13 protein-coding genes are annotated in these 13,895 nt (G+C 36.9%); 11 read left to right on the top strand and 2 right to left on the bottom strand.

Going from position 1 to position 13,895, the window contains the following annotated elements; translation table 11 throughout:
- Window positions 1-225: 225 nt before the first annotated feature.
- Together spoIVB and spo0A are read left to right on the top strand one after the other, a co-directional pair.
- Window positions 226-1,515, top strand: coding sequence for a SpoIVB peptidase (gene spoIVB / locus TY11_RS10320; protein WP_081755893.1), 1,290 nt, complete (start codon window positions 226-228; stop codon window positions 1,513-1,515).
- 401 nt (window positions 1,516-1,916) lie between these two features.
- Window positions 1,917-2,699 (top strand): sporulation transcription factor Spo0A, encoded by a 783-nt coding sequence (gene spo0A, locus TY11_RS10315; RefSeq protein ID WP_042145852.1) that lies wholly within the window; start codon window positions 1,917-1,919, stop codon window positions 2,697-2,699.
- A gap of 287 nt (window positions 2,700-2,986) precedes the next feature.
- Here the strand turns inward: spo0A and TY11_RS10310 are convergent, their stop codons facing one another.
- Window positions 2,987-3,220, bottom strand: a complete 234-nt coding sequence (locus tag TY11_RS10310) for a DUF2627 family protein (protein ID WP_042145851.1) — start codon at window positions 3,218-3,220, stop codon at window positions 2,987-2,989.
- 385 nt (window positions 3,221-3,605) lie between these two features.
- On the opposite strand from TY11_RS10310, the gene bcd reads away from it, so the two are divergent.
- The 7 genes from bcd (at window position 3,606) to TY11_RS10275 (ending at window position 11,002) form a co-directional block, all read left to right on the top strand.
- Window positions 3,606-4,703, top strand: a complete 1,098-nt coding sequence (gene bcd, locus TY11_RS10305; RefSeq protein WP_042145849.1) for a branched-chain amino acid dehydrogenase — start codon at window positions 3,606-3,608, stop codon at window positions 4,701-4,703.
- Between the two features lie 13 nt (window positions 4,704-4,716).
- Window positions 4,717-6,138, top strand: coding sequence for a dihydrolipoyl dehydrogenase (gene lpdA, locus TY11_RS10300; protein WP_042145846.1), 1,422 nt, complete (start codon window positions 4,717-4,719; stop codon window positions 6,136-6,138).
- 36 nt (window positions 6,139-6,174) lie between these two features.
- The gene (locus TY11_RS10295; protein ID WP_042145844.1) at window positions 6,175-7,167 is read left to right on the top strand and encodes a thiamine pyrophosphate-dependent dehydrogenase E1 component subunit alpha; all 993 of its coding nucleotides are present in this window, start codon (window positions 6,175-6,177) and stop codon (window positions 7,165-7,167) included.
- 12 nt (window positions 7,168-7,179) lie between these two features.
- Window positions 7,180-8,163 carry an alpha-ketoacid dehydrogenase subunit beta gene (locus TY11_RS10290; RefSeq protein ID WP_042145843.1) on the top strand — a complete coding sequence of 328 codons (984 nt, stop codon included), beginning with the start codon at window positions 7,180-7,182 and terminating at the stop codon, window positions 8,161-8,163.
- A gap of 18 nt (window positions 8,164-8,181) precedes the next feature.
- Entirely contained in the window at window positions 8,182-9,447 is a 1,266-nt protein-coding gene (locus TY11_RS10285; protein WP_042145840.1) for a dihydrolipoamide acetyltransferase family protein, read from the top strand.
- An 84-nt stretch (window positions 9,448-9,531) separates the two neighbouring features.
- Entirely contained in the window at window positions 9,532-9,963 is a 432-nt protein-coding gene (locus tag TY11_RS10280) for a BrxA/BrxB family bacilliredoxin (protein WP_042145839.1), read from the top strand.
- 67 nt (window positions 9,964-10,030) lie between these two features.
- Entirely contained in the window at window positions 10,031-11,002 is a 972-nt protein-coding gene (locus tag TY11_RS10275; protein WP_042145837.1) for an aromatic acid exporter family protein, read from the top strand.
- A gap of 90 nt (window positions 11,003-11,092) precedes the next feature.
- On the opposite strand, the gene prli42 is transcribed toward TY11_RS10275, so the two are convergent.
- Entirely contained in the window at window positions 11,093-11,236 is a 144-nt protein-coding gene (prli42, locus tag TY11_RS20420) for a stressosome-associated protein Prli42 (protein ID WP_155982694.1), read from the bottom strand.
- 167 nt (window positions 11,237-11,403) lie between these two features.
- Here prli42 and TY11_RS10270 point away from each other — a divergent pair, with 167 nt between their 5' ends.
- Together TY11_RS10270 and mce are read left to right on the top strand one after the other, a co-directional pair.
- Window positions 11,404-13,050: an acyl-CoA mutase large subunit family protein gene (locus TY11_RS10270; RefSeq protein WP_042145835.1), complete on the top strand. Its 1,647-nt coding sequence runs from the start codon at window positions 11,404-11,406 to the stop codon at window positions 13,048-13,050.
- Between the two features lie 28 nt (window positions 13,051-13,078).
- Window positions 13,079-13,891 (top strand): methylmalonyl-CoA epimerase, encoded by an 813-nt coding sequence (gene mce, locus TY11_RS10265; RefSeq protein ID WP_042145833.1) that lies wholly within the window; start codon window positions 13,079-13,081, stop codon window positions 13,889-13,891.
- Window positions 13,892-13,895: the final 4 nt, after the last annotated feature.

The raw sequence follows: 13,895 nt of genomic DNA, 5'->3' as shown, positions 1-13,895 counted from the left end.
TATGTTTTCATTTCCGTCACTTTTGTTCTAATTTTTATTATGTTTAGAAACAATATGGAGTGAAATCTTAATAAGACTGCCTCTAGCTCTTTACATATATTGTAAAGGAAATGATACACATCTTTTCTTAACTTTTCCCAGTTTAAAAATGACCATTAAAGGTCAAATTAGAAGTACAGATATAAAAACATGGTATGGGTTTAGGAACAAGGAGAGTGGACATTTGTGAAACATATAAATAAAATTCGTATCATTACTGGAGTTCTACTCCTACTCGGATTGCTAATTGTTCCTTTTACGCCCCCGATACAAAATTATTTTACCATTCCCAATAAGATTATTACGTTTCAAAATCAGTTCCCCCATAACGTTCCTAACTTAGGAAAAGCAGTTCAAGTTCATGCTTCTGTAAATGATAATAACGATGAAGCTATTAATGCATCGAGTTTTGCCTTTAGTGAACCTGGAGATCGACAGTTGGTATATTCTGTAGCAGGAATTCCAATTAAAAAAGTGGATGTTTCGGTCTTGAAGGATGTAAAAGTAATTCCCGGTGGTCAGTCTATCGGTGTACAGCTTCAAACGCTTGGTGTATTGGTTGTAGGTCATCATCTGGTAAATGGTGAAAATGGACAGATGTCACCCGGAGAAGAAGCTGAGATTAAAGTCGGTGACGTTATAATGGAGATAGATGGGCAAAAAATTGAAGAAATGAAAGATGTTAAACCAATTGTCGAAGAGGCCGGAAAAGCTTCGAAACCATTAGAGGTGAAGGTGAAAAGGGGAAAAGAAACCTTCACTACTGAATTGAATCCAGTTAAGGATAAGAAGGAAAATGAATACCGAATTGGTTTATATATTCGTGATTCTGCAGCTGGTATTGGAACAATGACATTTTTTGAGCCAAAATCTAAAAAGTATGGTGCGCTTGGGCATGTCATCTCGGATATGGACACAAAAAAGCCGATTGAAATACACGATGGTACAATCGTTAGATCTTCAGTAACATCGATTCAAAAAGGCAATAATGGAACACCAGGAGAAAAACAAGCTAAGTTTTCCATTAAGGAGAACCGAATCGGTACTATTACAAAAAATAGTCCATTTGGGATTTTCGGTAAACTTGATCAATCCATTGAGAATGGAAAATATGATAAACCAATGCCAATTGCTTTATCACATGAGGTTAAAGAAGGGCCAGCTAAAATTTTAACAGTTATTGACGATGAGAAAGTAGAAGAGTTTGATGTTGAAATTGTAAGCAGCGTACCACAAAAATCTCCTGCAACAAAAGGAATGGTAATTCAGATTACGGATCCAAAATTATTAGAAGCAACAGGTGGAATTGTACAGGGAATGAGTGGAAGCCCCATAATCCAAAATGGAAAAGTAATAGGAGCGGTTACCCACGTATTTGTAAATGACCCAACAAGCGGCTACGGTGTCCACATCGAATGGATGCTCCAAGATGCAGGTGTTGACATTTATAAAAAAGAAGGAAAAAAAGCAAGTTAATCAATCCGAGCTAATAAGTATTCATATACAGAATACTTATTAGCTCGATTTTCTTTTCCTGCTGCATTGTGAGTAGCAGATGTCGCTCCTGTCCTGGAAGTAAAAGCGAAGTATTCTGCCGGAGCGGTATCGTACCACTGTACTCATTAATTATGGGGGGGATTGAATTAGATACCGCACAGTTTCTATCTACTTTCATTTTAAAAATAAATTTAAATATTATTCGACAAAGTAGAATAACTTGTGTCAAAATTCATCGAATCACCACGAAAACAAAAGAAAAACAAAGCAATTTAAAGAAATAATAAAAAAAAGCAAAGTTTTTTTAAAAAAAGAAGGAATCTCTAAAGTTTTGTCGAATACATAGAGTGGACATGAACAGAATTAAAGGAGGAGCATTTGTGGACAAGATATCAATTTGTTTAGTAGATGATAACAGAGATTTGATAAATTTGATGGAGGAGTTTTTTGAGGAACAACCTGATATAGAAGTTGTGGGAATTGCTTATAACGGTAAAGATTGTCTAACATTAGTCGAAGAAAAGAAACCAGACGTTCTTATTTTAGACATAATCATGCCACATGTTGATGGATTAGCCGTTTTAAATATGCTTAGAGAAAAAGGGAAACCAAGTAACGATCCACATGTTATTATGTTAACTGCTTTTGGTCAGGAAGAAGTTATGAAAAAGGCAGTAGATCTTGGAGCTTCTTATTTTATTTTGAAGCCTTTTGATTTAGAAAACCTAGCAGAACAGATTCGTCAAGTTAATGGACGTACGGTTCTTTCGAATCGTTCTACAATTGGTGTCAAAAAAGAAAGAAAGAAAAAAGATCTAGAAGCAAGCATTACGAATATTATTCATGAGATTGGCGTCCCGGCACATATTAAAGGTTATATGTATTTAAGAGAAGCGATAACAATGGTTTATAATGATATTGAATTGCTTGGTTCTATTACGAAAGTATTGTATCCAGATATTGCAAAGAAATTTAACACAACGTCTTCACGTGTTGAACGTGCTATTCGTCATGCGATAGAAGTCGCTTGGAGTCGTGGGAATATAGATTCGATTTCTGCATTATTTGGTTACACCGTGAGTATTTCAAAGGCAAAACCAACAAATTCAGAATTTATTGCGATGGTTGCTGATCGTCTAAGATTAGAACATAAAGCTAGCTGATATAAAAAATTACTGTATGCTTTCATACAGTAATTTTTTTAAATTTTAGATTTAATTTTTATTGTTTGTTGCTTTTTGATCAACACCAATCGTGTTCATCATACCCTCTCCAACTACCAATATTACTGTAAGTCCTTAATTGATAAGTTATCAGAATGTAGCTATTAATAATCCTCTCCATTACCCTTTTACAATTTCCACTGTAAATTGTCTTTCACGTATTAAAGAGAAAGATCGTTAATGCCTAATGGAGCATGTTCAAAGGATATGACTCTGCAGAAATGGTTTCATTTTTTATTTTGTTTTTTTTCTAACTGTTTTTTACGATCACGATGTATAATAAATCCACCTAGGAAGGCTAATCCACCAATGAAAAGTAGTAAACCGAAAGTAAATTGAACACCCGAATTGATAAATATAGGATGAAAGTCGTCAAATAATGTGTCCCTCATTAATTTAATACCTATTGCAGCAATAATTCCGGGTATAAAAATAAGGATTATAGCGATTAATCTAATCATTTTAGCTCCTTTAATTGATAAATTGTAGTATTATATGCTTCTAGTATAGCTCATACCAAAAGGTAAAAGATAGATAAAAAATTTTGATTTGCCATAATTCCAATCATAACGTATGATAGAAAAGTAGAGTACTTCGCAACATATGAAATTTCAATAAAGCACTATAATTTTAAATATTTAAAAAACATTTTTTAAATATTTAATAATTAAAGCGCTTTCATTTCCTGTTTGTAGTTATTTTGTATTATAATAGTATAGAATGAGAATTAAACTAGTTTTATTAGTTAGTTATTTAACGTCATGCGAAAATGTTATTGATAGCTCCTGCTGTTTTTCGGTAAGAGTTTATAATAAAGAATATTTCTGTGTATGAGGAGGAAAAGGAATGGAAATTTTCAAAAGTATGGAAGCGTATGATTATGAACAACTAGTCTTTTGCCAAGATAAAAATTCTGGCTTAAAAGCAATTATTGCAATTCACGACACAACATTAGGTCCAGCGCTTGGTGGTACTAGAATGTGGACATATGCTTCAGAGGAAGACGCTATTATAGACGCACTACGCTTAGCTAGAGGCATGACATATAAAAATGCCGCTGCGGGATTGAATTTGGGCGGTGGGAAAACGGTCATTATTGGAGATCCAAGGAAAGATAAAAATCCTGAAATGTTTCGTGCGTTTGGAAGGTACATACAAGGTTTAAACGGACGATATATAACAGCTGAAGATGTAGGAACAACGGAAGAGGATATGGATATAATCCACCAGGAAACTGATTTTGTTACTGGAATTTCTCCGGAAACCTCTGGGTCGTCAGGGAATCCATCACCAGTAACTGCCTATGGTGTCTATAGAGGAATTAAAGCTGCTGCACTAGAGGCGTTTGGTGATGATTCATTGGAAGGTAAGACCGTTGCAGTACAAGGGGTTGGTAATGTTGCTTATGCGTTGTGCGAATACTTACATAAAGAAGGCGCTAAATTAGTCGTAACAGATATCAATATGGCAGCTGCAAATCGCGCAGTTGAAGCCTTCGATGCAAAAGCTGTCGATCCAAATGATATTTATGATGTGGATTGTGATATATATGCTCCTTGTGCATTAGGTGCTACAATAAATGATGACACAATTTCTCGTTTGAAAGCAAAAGTTGTTGCTGGGTCTGCGAATAATCAACTTAAGACAACAGAACATGGCGATATACTATATGAAAAGGGGATTGTTTATGCTCCTGACTATGTAATCAATGCGGGCGGTGTAATCAATGTTGCGGATGAACTGAATGGATATAATCAAGCAAGAGCAATGAAAAAAGTAGAAACTATTTACGATAATCTACGTAAAGTTTTTGACATATCGAGGCGGGATAATATTCCTACATACCTAGCTGCAGATAGAATGGCTGAGGAACGAATTGAGTCAGTAAGAAAATCGAGAGGTCAATTTTTATTAAACGGGCATCATACATTAAGCAGAAGGTGAGGGGGAGGTAATAATGGCAGAGGAATATGATTTAGTAGTACTTGGAGGCGGAACCGGTGGTTATGTTGCTGCAATCCGTGCCTCTCAGCTGGGAATGAAAGTGGCCATTGTTGAAAAGGAAAAACTAGGTGGAACTTGTCTCCATAGAGGATGTATACCATCTAAGTCATTATTAAGGAGTGCTGAAGTATTTAGACAGACGAATAATAGTGAAGAATTCGGAATTTCAACAGGTAAAGTAGAATTAGATTTCACAAAGGTTCAAGAAAGAAAAAGTGGGATAATTGATACACTTCACAAAGGTGTAGTGGCCCTCATGAAAAAAGGGAAAATTGATGTTTTTCAAGGTTTCGGTAGAATTCTTGGACCAAGTATTTTTTCGCCACTCCCAGGAACAATCTCAATTGAATATGCAAATGGAGACGAGAACACGATGTTAGTACCAAAGAATGTCTTAATTGCAACAGGTTCTTCTCCAAGAACTTTACCAGGTCTTGAAATTGATGGAACATATGTTATGAGCTCAGATGAGGCATTGCAAATGGAAACCCTACCTAAGTCCATCATTATTGTTGGTGGAGGTGTTATAGGGATTGAATGGGCCTCCATGTTAGCTGACTTTGGTGTTGAAGTTACCGTTATAGAATATCTAGATCAAATTTTGCCAACAGAGGACCGAGATATCGCTTGGGAAGTCGAGAAACAATTAATACGCAAAGGTATAACTTTTGTAAAAGAAGCAAAAGTTCTACCGGATACCCTTCAGAAGGAAAATGGCGCTACAATTGAAGCTGAGATTGGTAATGCAAAAAAGGCATTTTCTGCCGATAAAATACTAGTTTCCGTTGGAAGAAATGCAAACACAATGAATATTGGATTAGAGAATACAGATATTGTTGTGGATAAAGGTGTTATTAAAACTTCTGAATTCTACCAAACAAAAGAAGCTCATATATATGCTATTGGAGATGTAATAGGCGGAATGCAATTAGCACATGTAGCATCCCATGAAGGAATAGTAGCAGTGGAGCATATGAGTGGACTTAAACCTGAGCCGTTAAATTATGATAATATACCTGCTTGCATTTATTCCAACCCAGAAGCTGCTAGTGTTGGGCTTACGGAGATACAAGCAAAGGAAAAAGGTTTTGATATTAAAGTTGGAAAATTCCCGTTTAAAGCAATCGGTAAAGCTTTAGTTCACGGAGAAACAGATGGTTTTGTTAAGATAATTATGAATAAGGAAAATGAAGACCTTCTTGGTGTACATATGGTAGGTCCACATGTAACAGATATGATATCAGAAGCAGGGCTAGCGAAATTATTAGATGCCACTCCATGGGAAATTGCACAAAGTGTACACCCACATCCAACATTATCGGAGATTATGGGTGAAGCAGCACTTGCAATAGAAGGGCTACAAATACACGGATAATGCCAGAATGTAAATTTGTTAAGGGAGGGACCATATATGGCTACAAATCGTCATGAGGAACTTGGACTATCCAATGAGGAAGTATTGGAAATGTATAAAACAATGCTACTTGCTAGGAAACTAGATGAAAGAATGTGGTTATTAAACCGCGCAGGTAAAATTCCTTTTGTTATATCATGTCAAGGTCAAGAAGCTGCTCAGGTTGGGGCTTCATTTGCATTAAACAGAACGGAAGATTATGTTGCTCCGTATTATCGCGACATGGGAGTTGTACTTGCGTTTGGTATGACTGCACGTGAGTTAATGCTTTCTGCTTTTGCAAAAGCAGAGGATCCAAACTCAGGTGGTCGTCAAATGCCAAGTCACTTTGGGCAAAAGAAGAATCGAATATTAACGGGATCGTCACCAGTAACAACACAGGTTCCACATGCTGTTGGAGTTGCACTCGCAGCTAAAATGGAGAAAAAGAACCTAGTTTCATTTGTTACATTGGGAGAAGGTTCATCTAACCAAGGTGATTTCCATGAAGGATTAAACTTTGCAGGTGTTCATAAACTACCTGTTATAACGATGGTTGAGAATAATAAGTATGCTATTTCGGTACCTAGTAATAAACAACTAGGCAATGAAAAGGTTTCTGATAGAGCATTAGGCTACGGGATGCCAGGGTTTACAGTAGATGGAAATGATCCATTAGAAGTTTATAAAATAGTAAAGGAAGCTCGAGAAAGGGCTCTTAATGGCGAAGGACCAACTCTTGTTGAGGCAGTTTCTTATCGATTGACCGCTCACTCAAGTGATGATGATGACCGTGCATATCGTGATAAAGAAGAAGTAGAGGCTGCTAAAAAGCTGGATTCTATTTTTACATTTGCAACCTACCTAAAAGAATTAGGTATTTTAACGGATGAAATAGAAGTACAGATTACGAATGATATTGTTAATATTGTTAATGAAGCAACTGATTATGCAGAGAACGCTCCATATGCAGAACCAGAAGATGCATTAAAGTATGTATATGAAGAGTAGGGAGGGAAAAACATGACCGTAATGTCATATATACAAGCTGTTACTACTGCTTTACGTGAGGAAATGCAGCGTGATGAGAAAGTATTTGTGCTTGGGGAAGACGTCGGGAAAAAAGGTGGCGTTTTTAAAGCTACTGAAGGATTATATAATGAATTCGGGGAGTATCGTGTCCTAGATACACCGCTTGCGGAATCTGCAATTGCTGGTGTGGGAATTGGTGCAGCAATGTACGGCATGCGCCCTGTTGCTGAAATGCAGTTTGCTGATTTTATTATGCCAGCAGTAAACCAGATTATTTCTGAAGCAGCAAAAATTCGTTACCGTTCCAATAATGATTGGAATTGTCCAATTGTTATTCGTGCACCATATGGTGGTGGAGTTCATGGAGCATTATATCACTCGCAGTCAGTTGAGGCTGTATTTGCGAATCAACCAGGCCTTAAAATTGTCATGCCTTCTACACCTTATGATGTGAAAGGTTTATTAAAAGCAGCTATTAGAGACAATGATCCAGTATTATTTTTTGAACATAAACGTGCATACCGTCTATTAAAAGGTGAAGTGCCTGATGAGGATTACGTTCTACCTATTGGAAAGGCAGATGTGAAACGAGAAGGTTCAGATATTACTATCATTACATATGGGTTATGTGTTCACTTTGCATTACAGGCGGCTGAAAAACTTGCAGAAGAGGGGATTGAAGCTCATATACTTGATCTACGTACTGTTTACCCTCTAGACAAGGAAGCAATCATAGAAGCGGCTAAGAAAACTGGTAAAGTACTACTTGTGACGGAAGATAATAAAGAAGGTAGCATTATTGGTGAAGTTGCTGCAATTATTGCAGAGAATTGTTTATTTGATTTAGACGCTCCAGTTCAAAGACTTGCTGGTCCTGACGTTCCTGCAATGCCATACGCACCGACAATGGAAAAATTCTTTATGATGAACCCAGATAAAATAGAAAAAGCGATGCGTGAGCTGGCAGAATTTTAATAGATAGGAGGGATATAGATGGCAGCTGAAAAAATAACAATGCCCCAGCTGGGGGAAAGTGTAACAGAGGGTACAATTAGTTCTTGGCTAGTAAAAGCAGGTGACCAGGTTAACAAATATGATCCAATTGCTGAAGTAATGACAGATAAAGTAAATGCTGAGGTTCCTTCTTCTTTTACTGGAACAATTAAAGAAATTGTTGTACCAGAAGGAGAAACAGTTGCAGTTGGTGAGCTTATTTGCTATGTCGAAACGGAAGCTAGTGGAACTGTAGAGGTACCCGCTACTGAGAATACAGAAACAAATGAAGTCACTTCATCACAAGCAGACTCTTCTGATGAATCTATGAAGAAGCGCTATTCTCCTGCTGTTCTAAGACTAGCACAGGAAAATAACATAGATTTAGAGCGTGTTACTGGTACTGGTCGTGGTGGAAGGATTACTCGTAAAGATATCGAGCAAGTGATTGCTACAGGACAAATTCCATCTACATCTGAATCAAGCACTCCAATAGTAAATAAAGAAAAAGCACAACCAAAAGCTGCTAAACCTGTACCACCTGGTCAACAACCTAAAACACAAATTGGCGATATCGAAATTCCGGTTACAGGTATTCGTAAAATTATCGCTCAAAATATGGTACGTTCGAAAACGGAAATTCCACATGCTTGGATGATGGTAGAAGTAGATGTGACTGATTTAGTCAGCTACCGTAATAAATTGAAGAATGAGTTTAAGAAAAATGAGGGCTACAACCTAACGTACTTTGCATTCTTTGTGAAAGCAGTTGCGCAGGCTCTTAAGAATTTCCCTCAATTGAACAGCACGTGGGCAGGGGATAAAATAATCCAACGTAAGGATATTAACCTTTCCATTGCTGTAGCCAAGGACCAAGAGCTTTTTGTTCCTGTAATCAAGCATGCAGATGAAAAAAGTATTAAAGGAATTGCTAGAGAAATAAACGAACTTGCACTGAAAGCCCGTACAAATAAGCTTTCGGCTGATGATATGCAAGGTGGAACCTTCACCGTTAATAATACTGGTTCATTTGGTTCCGTCCAGTCAATGGGGGTAATTAACTATCCTCAAGCGGCTATCTTGCAAGTTGAATCAATTGTGAAAAAACCAGTCATCATTGATAACATGTTTGCTGCAAGAGACATAGTTAATCTATGTTTATCACTTGATCACCGTATCCTTGATGGGTTAGTTTGTGGCCAATTCTTAGCTTATGTGAAAGAAATATTAGAAAATATGAATGAAAAAACAGTTCAAGTTTACTAAAACAAGCTCTATAAATTGAAATTTGCTACCAAACTTGATAACCTAGGTGTTAGGTAGGATTAAACTAACATAAGGGGTGCTTATATGGATTTCAACCTATTCATGAATGATATTGTTGATGCTGCACGTAAGGATATAACAGAAGCGGGTTTTGAGGAGCTTCGTACTGAGGAAGATGTTGATACTGCTCTGAATAGAGAAGGTACAACACTAGTTATGATAAACTCAACATGTGGTTGTGCTGGAGGAGTAGCACGTCCTGCTGCAGCGAATGCAATTCACTTTGATAAACGTCCGGATCACTTAGTTACAGTGTTTGCTGGTCAAGATCGTGAGGCAACTGAAAAAGCACGTACATATTTTGAGGGTTATCCACCATCATCACCATCTTTTGCGTTTTTAAAGGATGGTAAAATTGTTACGATGCTTGAGCGCCATGATATTGAAGGTCATAGTGCAATGGAAGTTATGACTAAGCTCCAGGATATTTTTAATCAACATTGTGAAGAAGTATAATAAGTGATTTAAATGAGGCTGTCCTACACATCAGGCCAGCCTTATTTCTTATAGAGGAGAAAACAAGGTGAAAATCGGGTATCGGACCATCAAAACTGCAATCGGCACACCAATCGCAATCGTGATTGCTCAAACACTAGGACTGGCAAATTTCACTTCTGCAGGGATTTTAACGATACTCACAATAAAACCATCACGAAAACAATCGGTATTAAGTGCATGGCATCGGTTGCTTGCTTGTGTGATCGCGAGTATTTTCTCATTTGTATTTTTTGAATTTCTTGGCTATCATCCCATTGTTTTAGCAATAATGTTTATTTTATTTATACCGGTTACCGTTTTATTAAAAGTAACTCCTGGTATTGCAACTAGTTCAGTTATCACGCTAAGTTTTTATGGCGCTGGTGATATACCTATACACTTTTTGTTTGAACAATTCCTTATCATTATTATTGGGATTGGTACTGGACTTTTAGTTAACTTATATATGCCTGGGAATGATCGAAAATTAAGGCTATATCAAAAGAAACTTGAAGATAACTTCCAGATAATTTTAAAGGAAATAGCATTATATATACGGGATAAGAATACAGTATGGGATGGGAAAGAATTAAGAGAATCAGAAGAGATGTTACAGGAAACGATTGTAATGGCAGAGATTGACAGAGAAAACCATCTATTAAGATCTAAACATGCGTATTTTGACTATTTCATAATGAGAAATGAGCAACTAGATTTATTACGAAAAATGCTTCCTTTAGTTACTAAATTACCTAATCGAGATGAGATATCAGTAAAAATTGCTACCTTTTTTGAAGAGTTGGCAGAGTTTGTACATCCAGAAAATACTGCTATCGTTTTTTTAGAAAAACTAAAAGAGTTAAAGGATGAATTTAACCAAGAAGATTTACCAACTACGTATGAGGAATTTGAAACAAGGGCAAATTTATTCCGTTTATTACATGAAATAGAAAACTATCTAATCATTAAAAAACATTACAAAAAAAGCGACGTAAGTCTTATACGTCGTCCAACATAAATAAGGATGGAACTCACACTAGTAACAAAAACTAGATATAAAAAAGACTGCGATTACAAAATTATGTAATCGGAGTCTTATCACACATTATTACATATTCACAAATAGCGCTAGACCATAAGTAATGGAAGATACTACCATTGCAATAATCATAATATAAATTGCCAATTTCATACGTCTTTCGCGCTTTGACTTTCTTCTTGGAGCAGGTTTAGTAGTTTGCTTTGCAGCCATTCTTAAGTCCTCCTTAAATCCCATATGCTCTATATATTTTAACGTTAAAATAAGATTTGGACAAGTATAATATTTAAGTTATAATTTTTTTATAATAAATTTTCCTAATATTTACCTTATTGCAAGCGGTGTCATTGTCAATCTATTAACTGAATGGGGGAATAAGAATGAAAATTGATCAAAAGGATATAGAAAAGAAATGGAAGGAATCGGTTGATAATAATATAAAACGCTTCCCTGAACGAAAAAGCTCCTTTCAAACTAGTTCGGAAATTGATGTGGAACGACTTTACTATCCTGAAAATGATAATGATTATTATGAAAAACTAGGTTTTCCCGGTGAATATCCCTATACTCGGGGAATACAGCCAACCATGTACCGAAGCAAGTACTGGACAATGCGTCAATATGCTGGATTTGGTTCGGCAATAGAAACCAATAAACGATTTCGGTATTTATTAGAACAAGGACAAACGGGACTATCTGTTGCATTTGACTTACCTACTCAGATTGGTTATGACTCTGATGATATGATGGCAGAAGGTGAAGTTGGAAGAGTCGGTGTAGCTATTGACACATTACATGATATGGAGGCATTGTTAGATAAAATACCATTAGATAAAGTTAGTACATCAATGACTATTAATGCACCTGCATCGGTATTGCTTGCTATGTATATTGCTGTTGGTGAGAAGCAAGGTGTTGAGAAGGGGAAATTAACAGGTACTATTCAAAATGATATTTTAAAAGAATACATTGCTAGGGGAACTTATATATTTCCACCCAAGCCGTCTATGAGATTGATAACGAATATTTTTGAATATTGTGGGGAACATGTCCCAAAATTTAACACAATAAGTATTTCCGGTTATCATATCCGTGAAGCGGGATCTACCGCGGTGCAAGAAGCGGCATTTACTATTGCCAATGGGATGGCTTATGTAGATGCGGCTATCGAAGCGGGGTTAGACGTCGATGCGTTTGCGCCTAGACTAGCATTCTTCTTTAACGCTCATAATAATTTCTTTGAAGAGATTGCTAAGTTTAGAGCAGCGAGAAGAGTGTGGGCAAAAATAATGAAGGAACATTATCAAGCTAAAAATCCCAAAAGCTGGAAATTACGATTTCATACTCAAACAGGGGGATCTACCTTAACTGCCCAACAACCTGATAACAATATTGTAAGGGTTACCATGCAGGCATTAGCAGCCGTTCTAGGAGGCACACAAAGCTTACACACGAACTCTAGAGATGAAGCATTGGCATTACCAACAGAGGAATCTGCGCGAATTGCATTGCGTACCCAACAAATTATTGCTAATGAAAGTGGAGTTGCAGATACGGTCGATCCATTAGGTGGATCATATTTTGTTGAGGCTTTGACAGATAAAATAGAGGAAGAAATGGAAGCTTATTTAGACCAGATAAATGAGCTAGGTGGGTCAGTAACCGCTATCGAAGAGGGATTCATGCAACGAGAAATTCATCGTACAGCATATGAAACGCAACTGCGAATTGAAAAAGAAGAAGAAATTATCGTTGGCCTAAACAAATATAAAATTGATGAAGAGGTTAATCCGGAACTATTAAAAGTTGACGAAGCTTTAGAACGTCAGCAAAAAGCCTCATTACAAGAAATCAGACACGATCGTGATAACGAGATGGTTGTTAGTACCTTAAAGCAACTAGGATGGGCAGCAAAAAAACCAGAAGAGAACTTGATGCCATATATTTTAAATGCCGTGAAAGCCTATGCTTCTGTTGGGGAAATTTGTAATGTTCTTCGTAAAGAATTTGGGGAATATGGCATCTAATATTTACTATTTGGGAGGAGAACATATAATGGCGAAAATTAGAGTATTAATTGCCAAACCAGGTCTTGATGGACACGATAGAGGCGCATTAGTAATTGCACAGGGACTCAGAGACCATGGAATGGAAGTTGTGTATACAGGATTAAGGCAATCCCCAGCACAAATTGCAAAAGCAGCAATTCAGGAGGATGTAGATGTAGTAGGCTTGTCTTCCTTATCCGGGGCACATCGAACCCTATTCCCAAAAGTAGTAGAGGAATTGAAATCATTAAACGCTGGTGATATACCAGTAATCGGTGGAGGTGTAATTCCTTCTGAGGATATTTCATTTTTGGAGGAACAAGGTGTTAAGAAAATATTTACTAGTGGGTCTTCCATTGAAGAACTAGCAAACTATATCGTAACATTAGTTGGTCCTATGGAAGGGGAAGTAACGAAAAAAATATCACATATTGGTATTGCAGTTAAGTCAATTGAACAGTCACTCCCATTTTACACCAAAATATTAGGCCTAGAATTAGAGGGGATAGAGGAAATAGATTCTGAAAGTGTTAAAGTGGCATTCCTAAAAATCGGAGATAGTCGCTTTGAACTACTTGAGGCAACCACAGATAACTCTCCAATCCACAAATTTATCGTGAAAAGAGGAGAAGGTATCCATCATATAGCGCTAGATGTAGAGGATATAGAAGCGAGGATGAGAAGTTTATCTAAAAACGGTATTGAATTCATCAATCCGGAACCCAAAACAGGTGCTCACCGGTCGCAAATAGCTTTTATGCATCCTAAATCAACACAAGGTGTCCTCTTTGAACTATGTGAAGAAGCGGGGGGCGAGTAAACAT

This window comes from Paucisalibacillus algeriensis (assembly GCF_000577245.1).
GTDB lineage: Bacteria > Bacillota > Bacilli > Bacillales > Amphibacillaceae > Ornithinibacillus.
Note: the sequence above shows the minus strand (reverse complement) of the source record. Positions and strands in the feature narration are given on the sequence as shown.

Excerpts from the sequence above, each read along its gene's own strand:
- lpdA (WP_042145846.1), top strand. The coding sequence starts at position 4,717 with ATGGCAGAGGAATATGATTTAGTAGTACTTGGAGGCGGAACCGGTGGT.
- bcd (WP_042145849.1), top strand. The coding sequence starts at position 3,606 with ATGGAAATTTTCAAAAGTATGGAAGCGTATGATTATGAACAACTAGTC.
- prli42 (WP_155982694.1), bottom strand. The coding sequence starts at position 11,236 with ATGGCTGCAAAGCAAACTACTAAACCTGCTCCAAGAAGAAAGTCAAAG.
- TY11_RS10270 (WP_042145835.1), top strand. The coding sequence starts at position 11,404 with ATGAAAATTGATCAAAAGGATATAGAAAAGAAATGGAAGGAATCGGTT.
- TY11_RS10290 (WP_042145843.1), top strand. The coding sequence starts at position 7,180 with ATGACCGTAATGTCATATATACAAGCTGTTACTACTGCTTTACGTGAG.
- TY11_RS10285 (WP_042145840.1), top strand. The coding sequence starts at position 8,182 with ATGGCAGCTGAAAAAATAACAATGCCCCAGCTGGGGGAAAGTGTAACA.
- TY11_RS10310 (WP_042145851.1), bottom strand. The coding sequence starts at position 3,220 with ATGATTAGATTAATCGCTATAATCCTTATTTTTATACCCGGAATTATT.
- TY11_RS10295 (WP_042145844.1), top strand. The coding sequence starts at position 6,175 with ATGGCTACAAATCGTCATGAGGAACTTGGACTATCCAATGAGGAAGTA.
- mce (WP_042145833.1), top strand. The coding sequence starts at position 13,079 with ATGGCGAAAATTAGAGTATTAATTGCCAAACCAGGTCTTGATGGACAC.
- TY11_RS10280 (WP_042145839.1), top strand. The coding sequence starts at position 9,532 with ATGGATTTCAACCTATTCATGAATGATATTGTTGATGCTGCACGTAAG.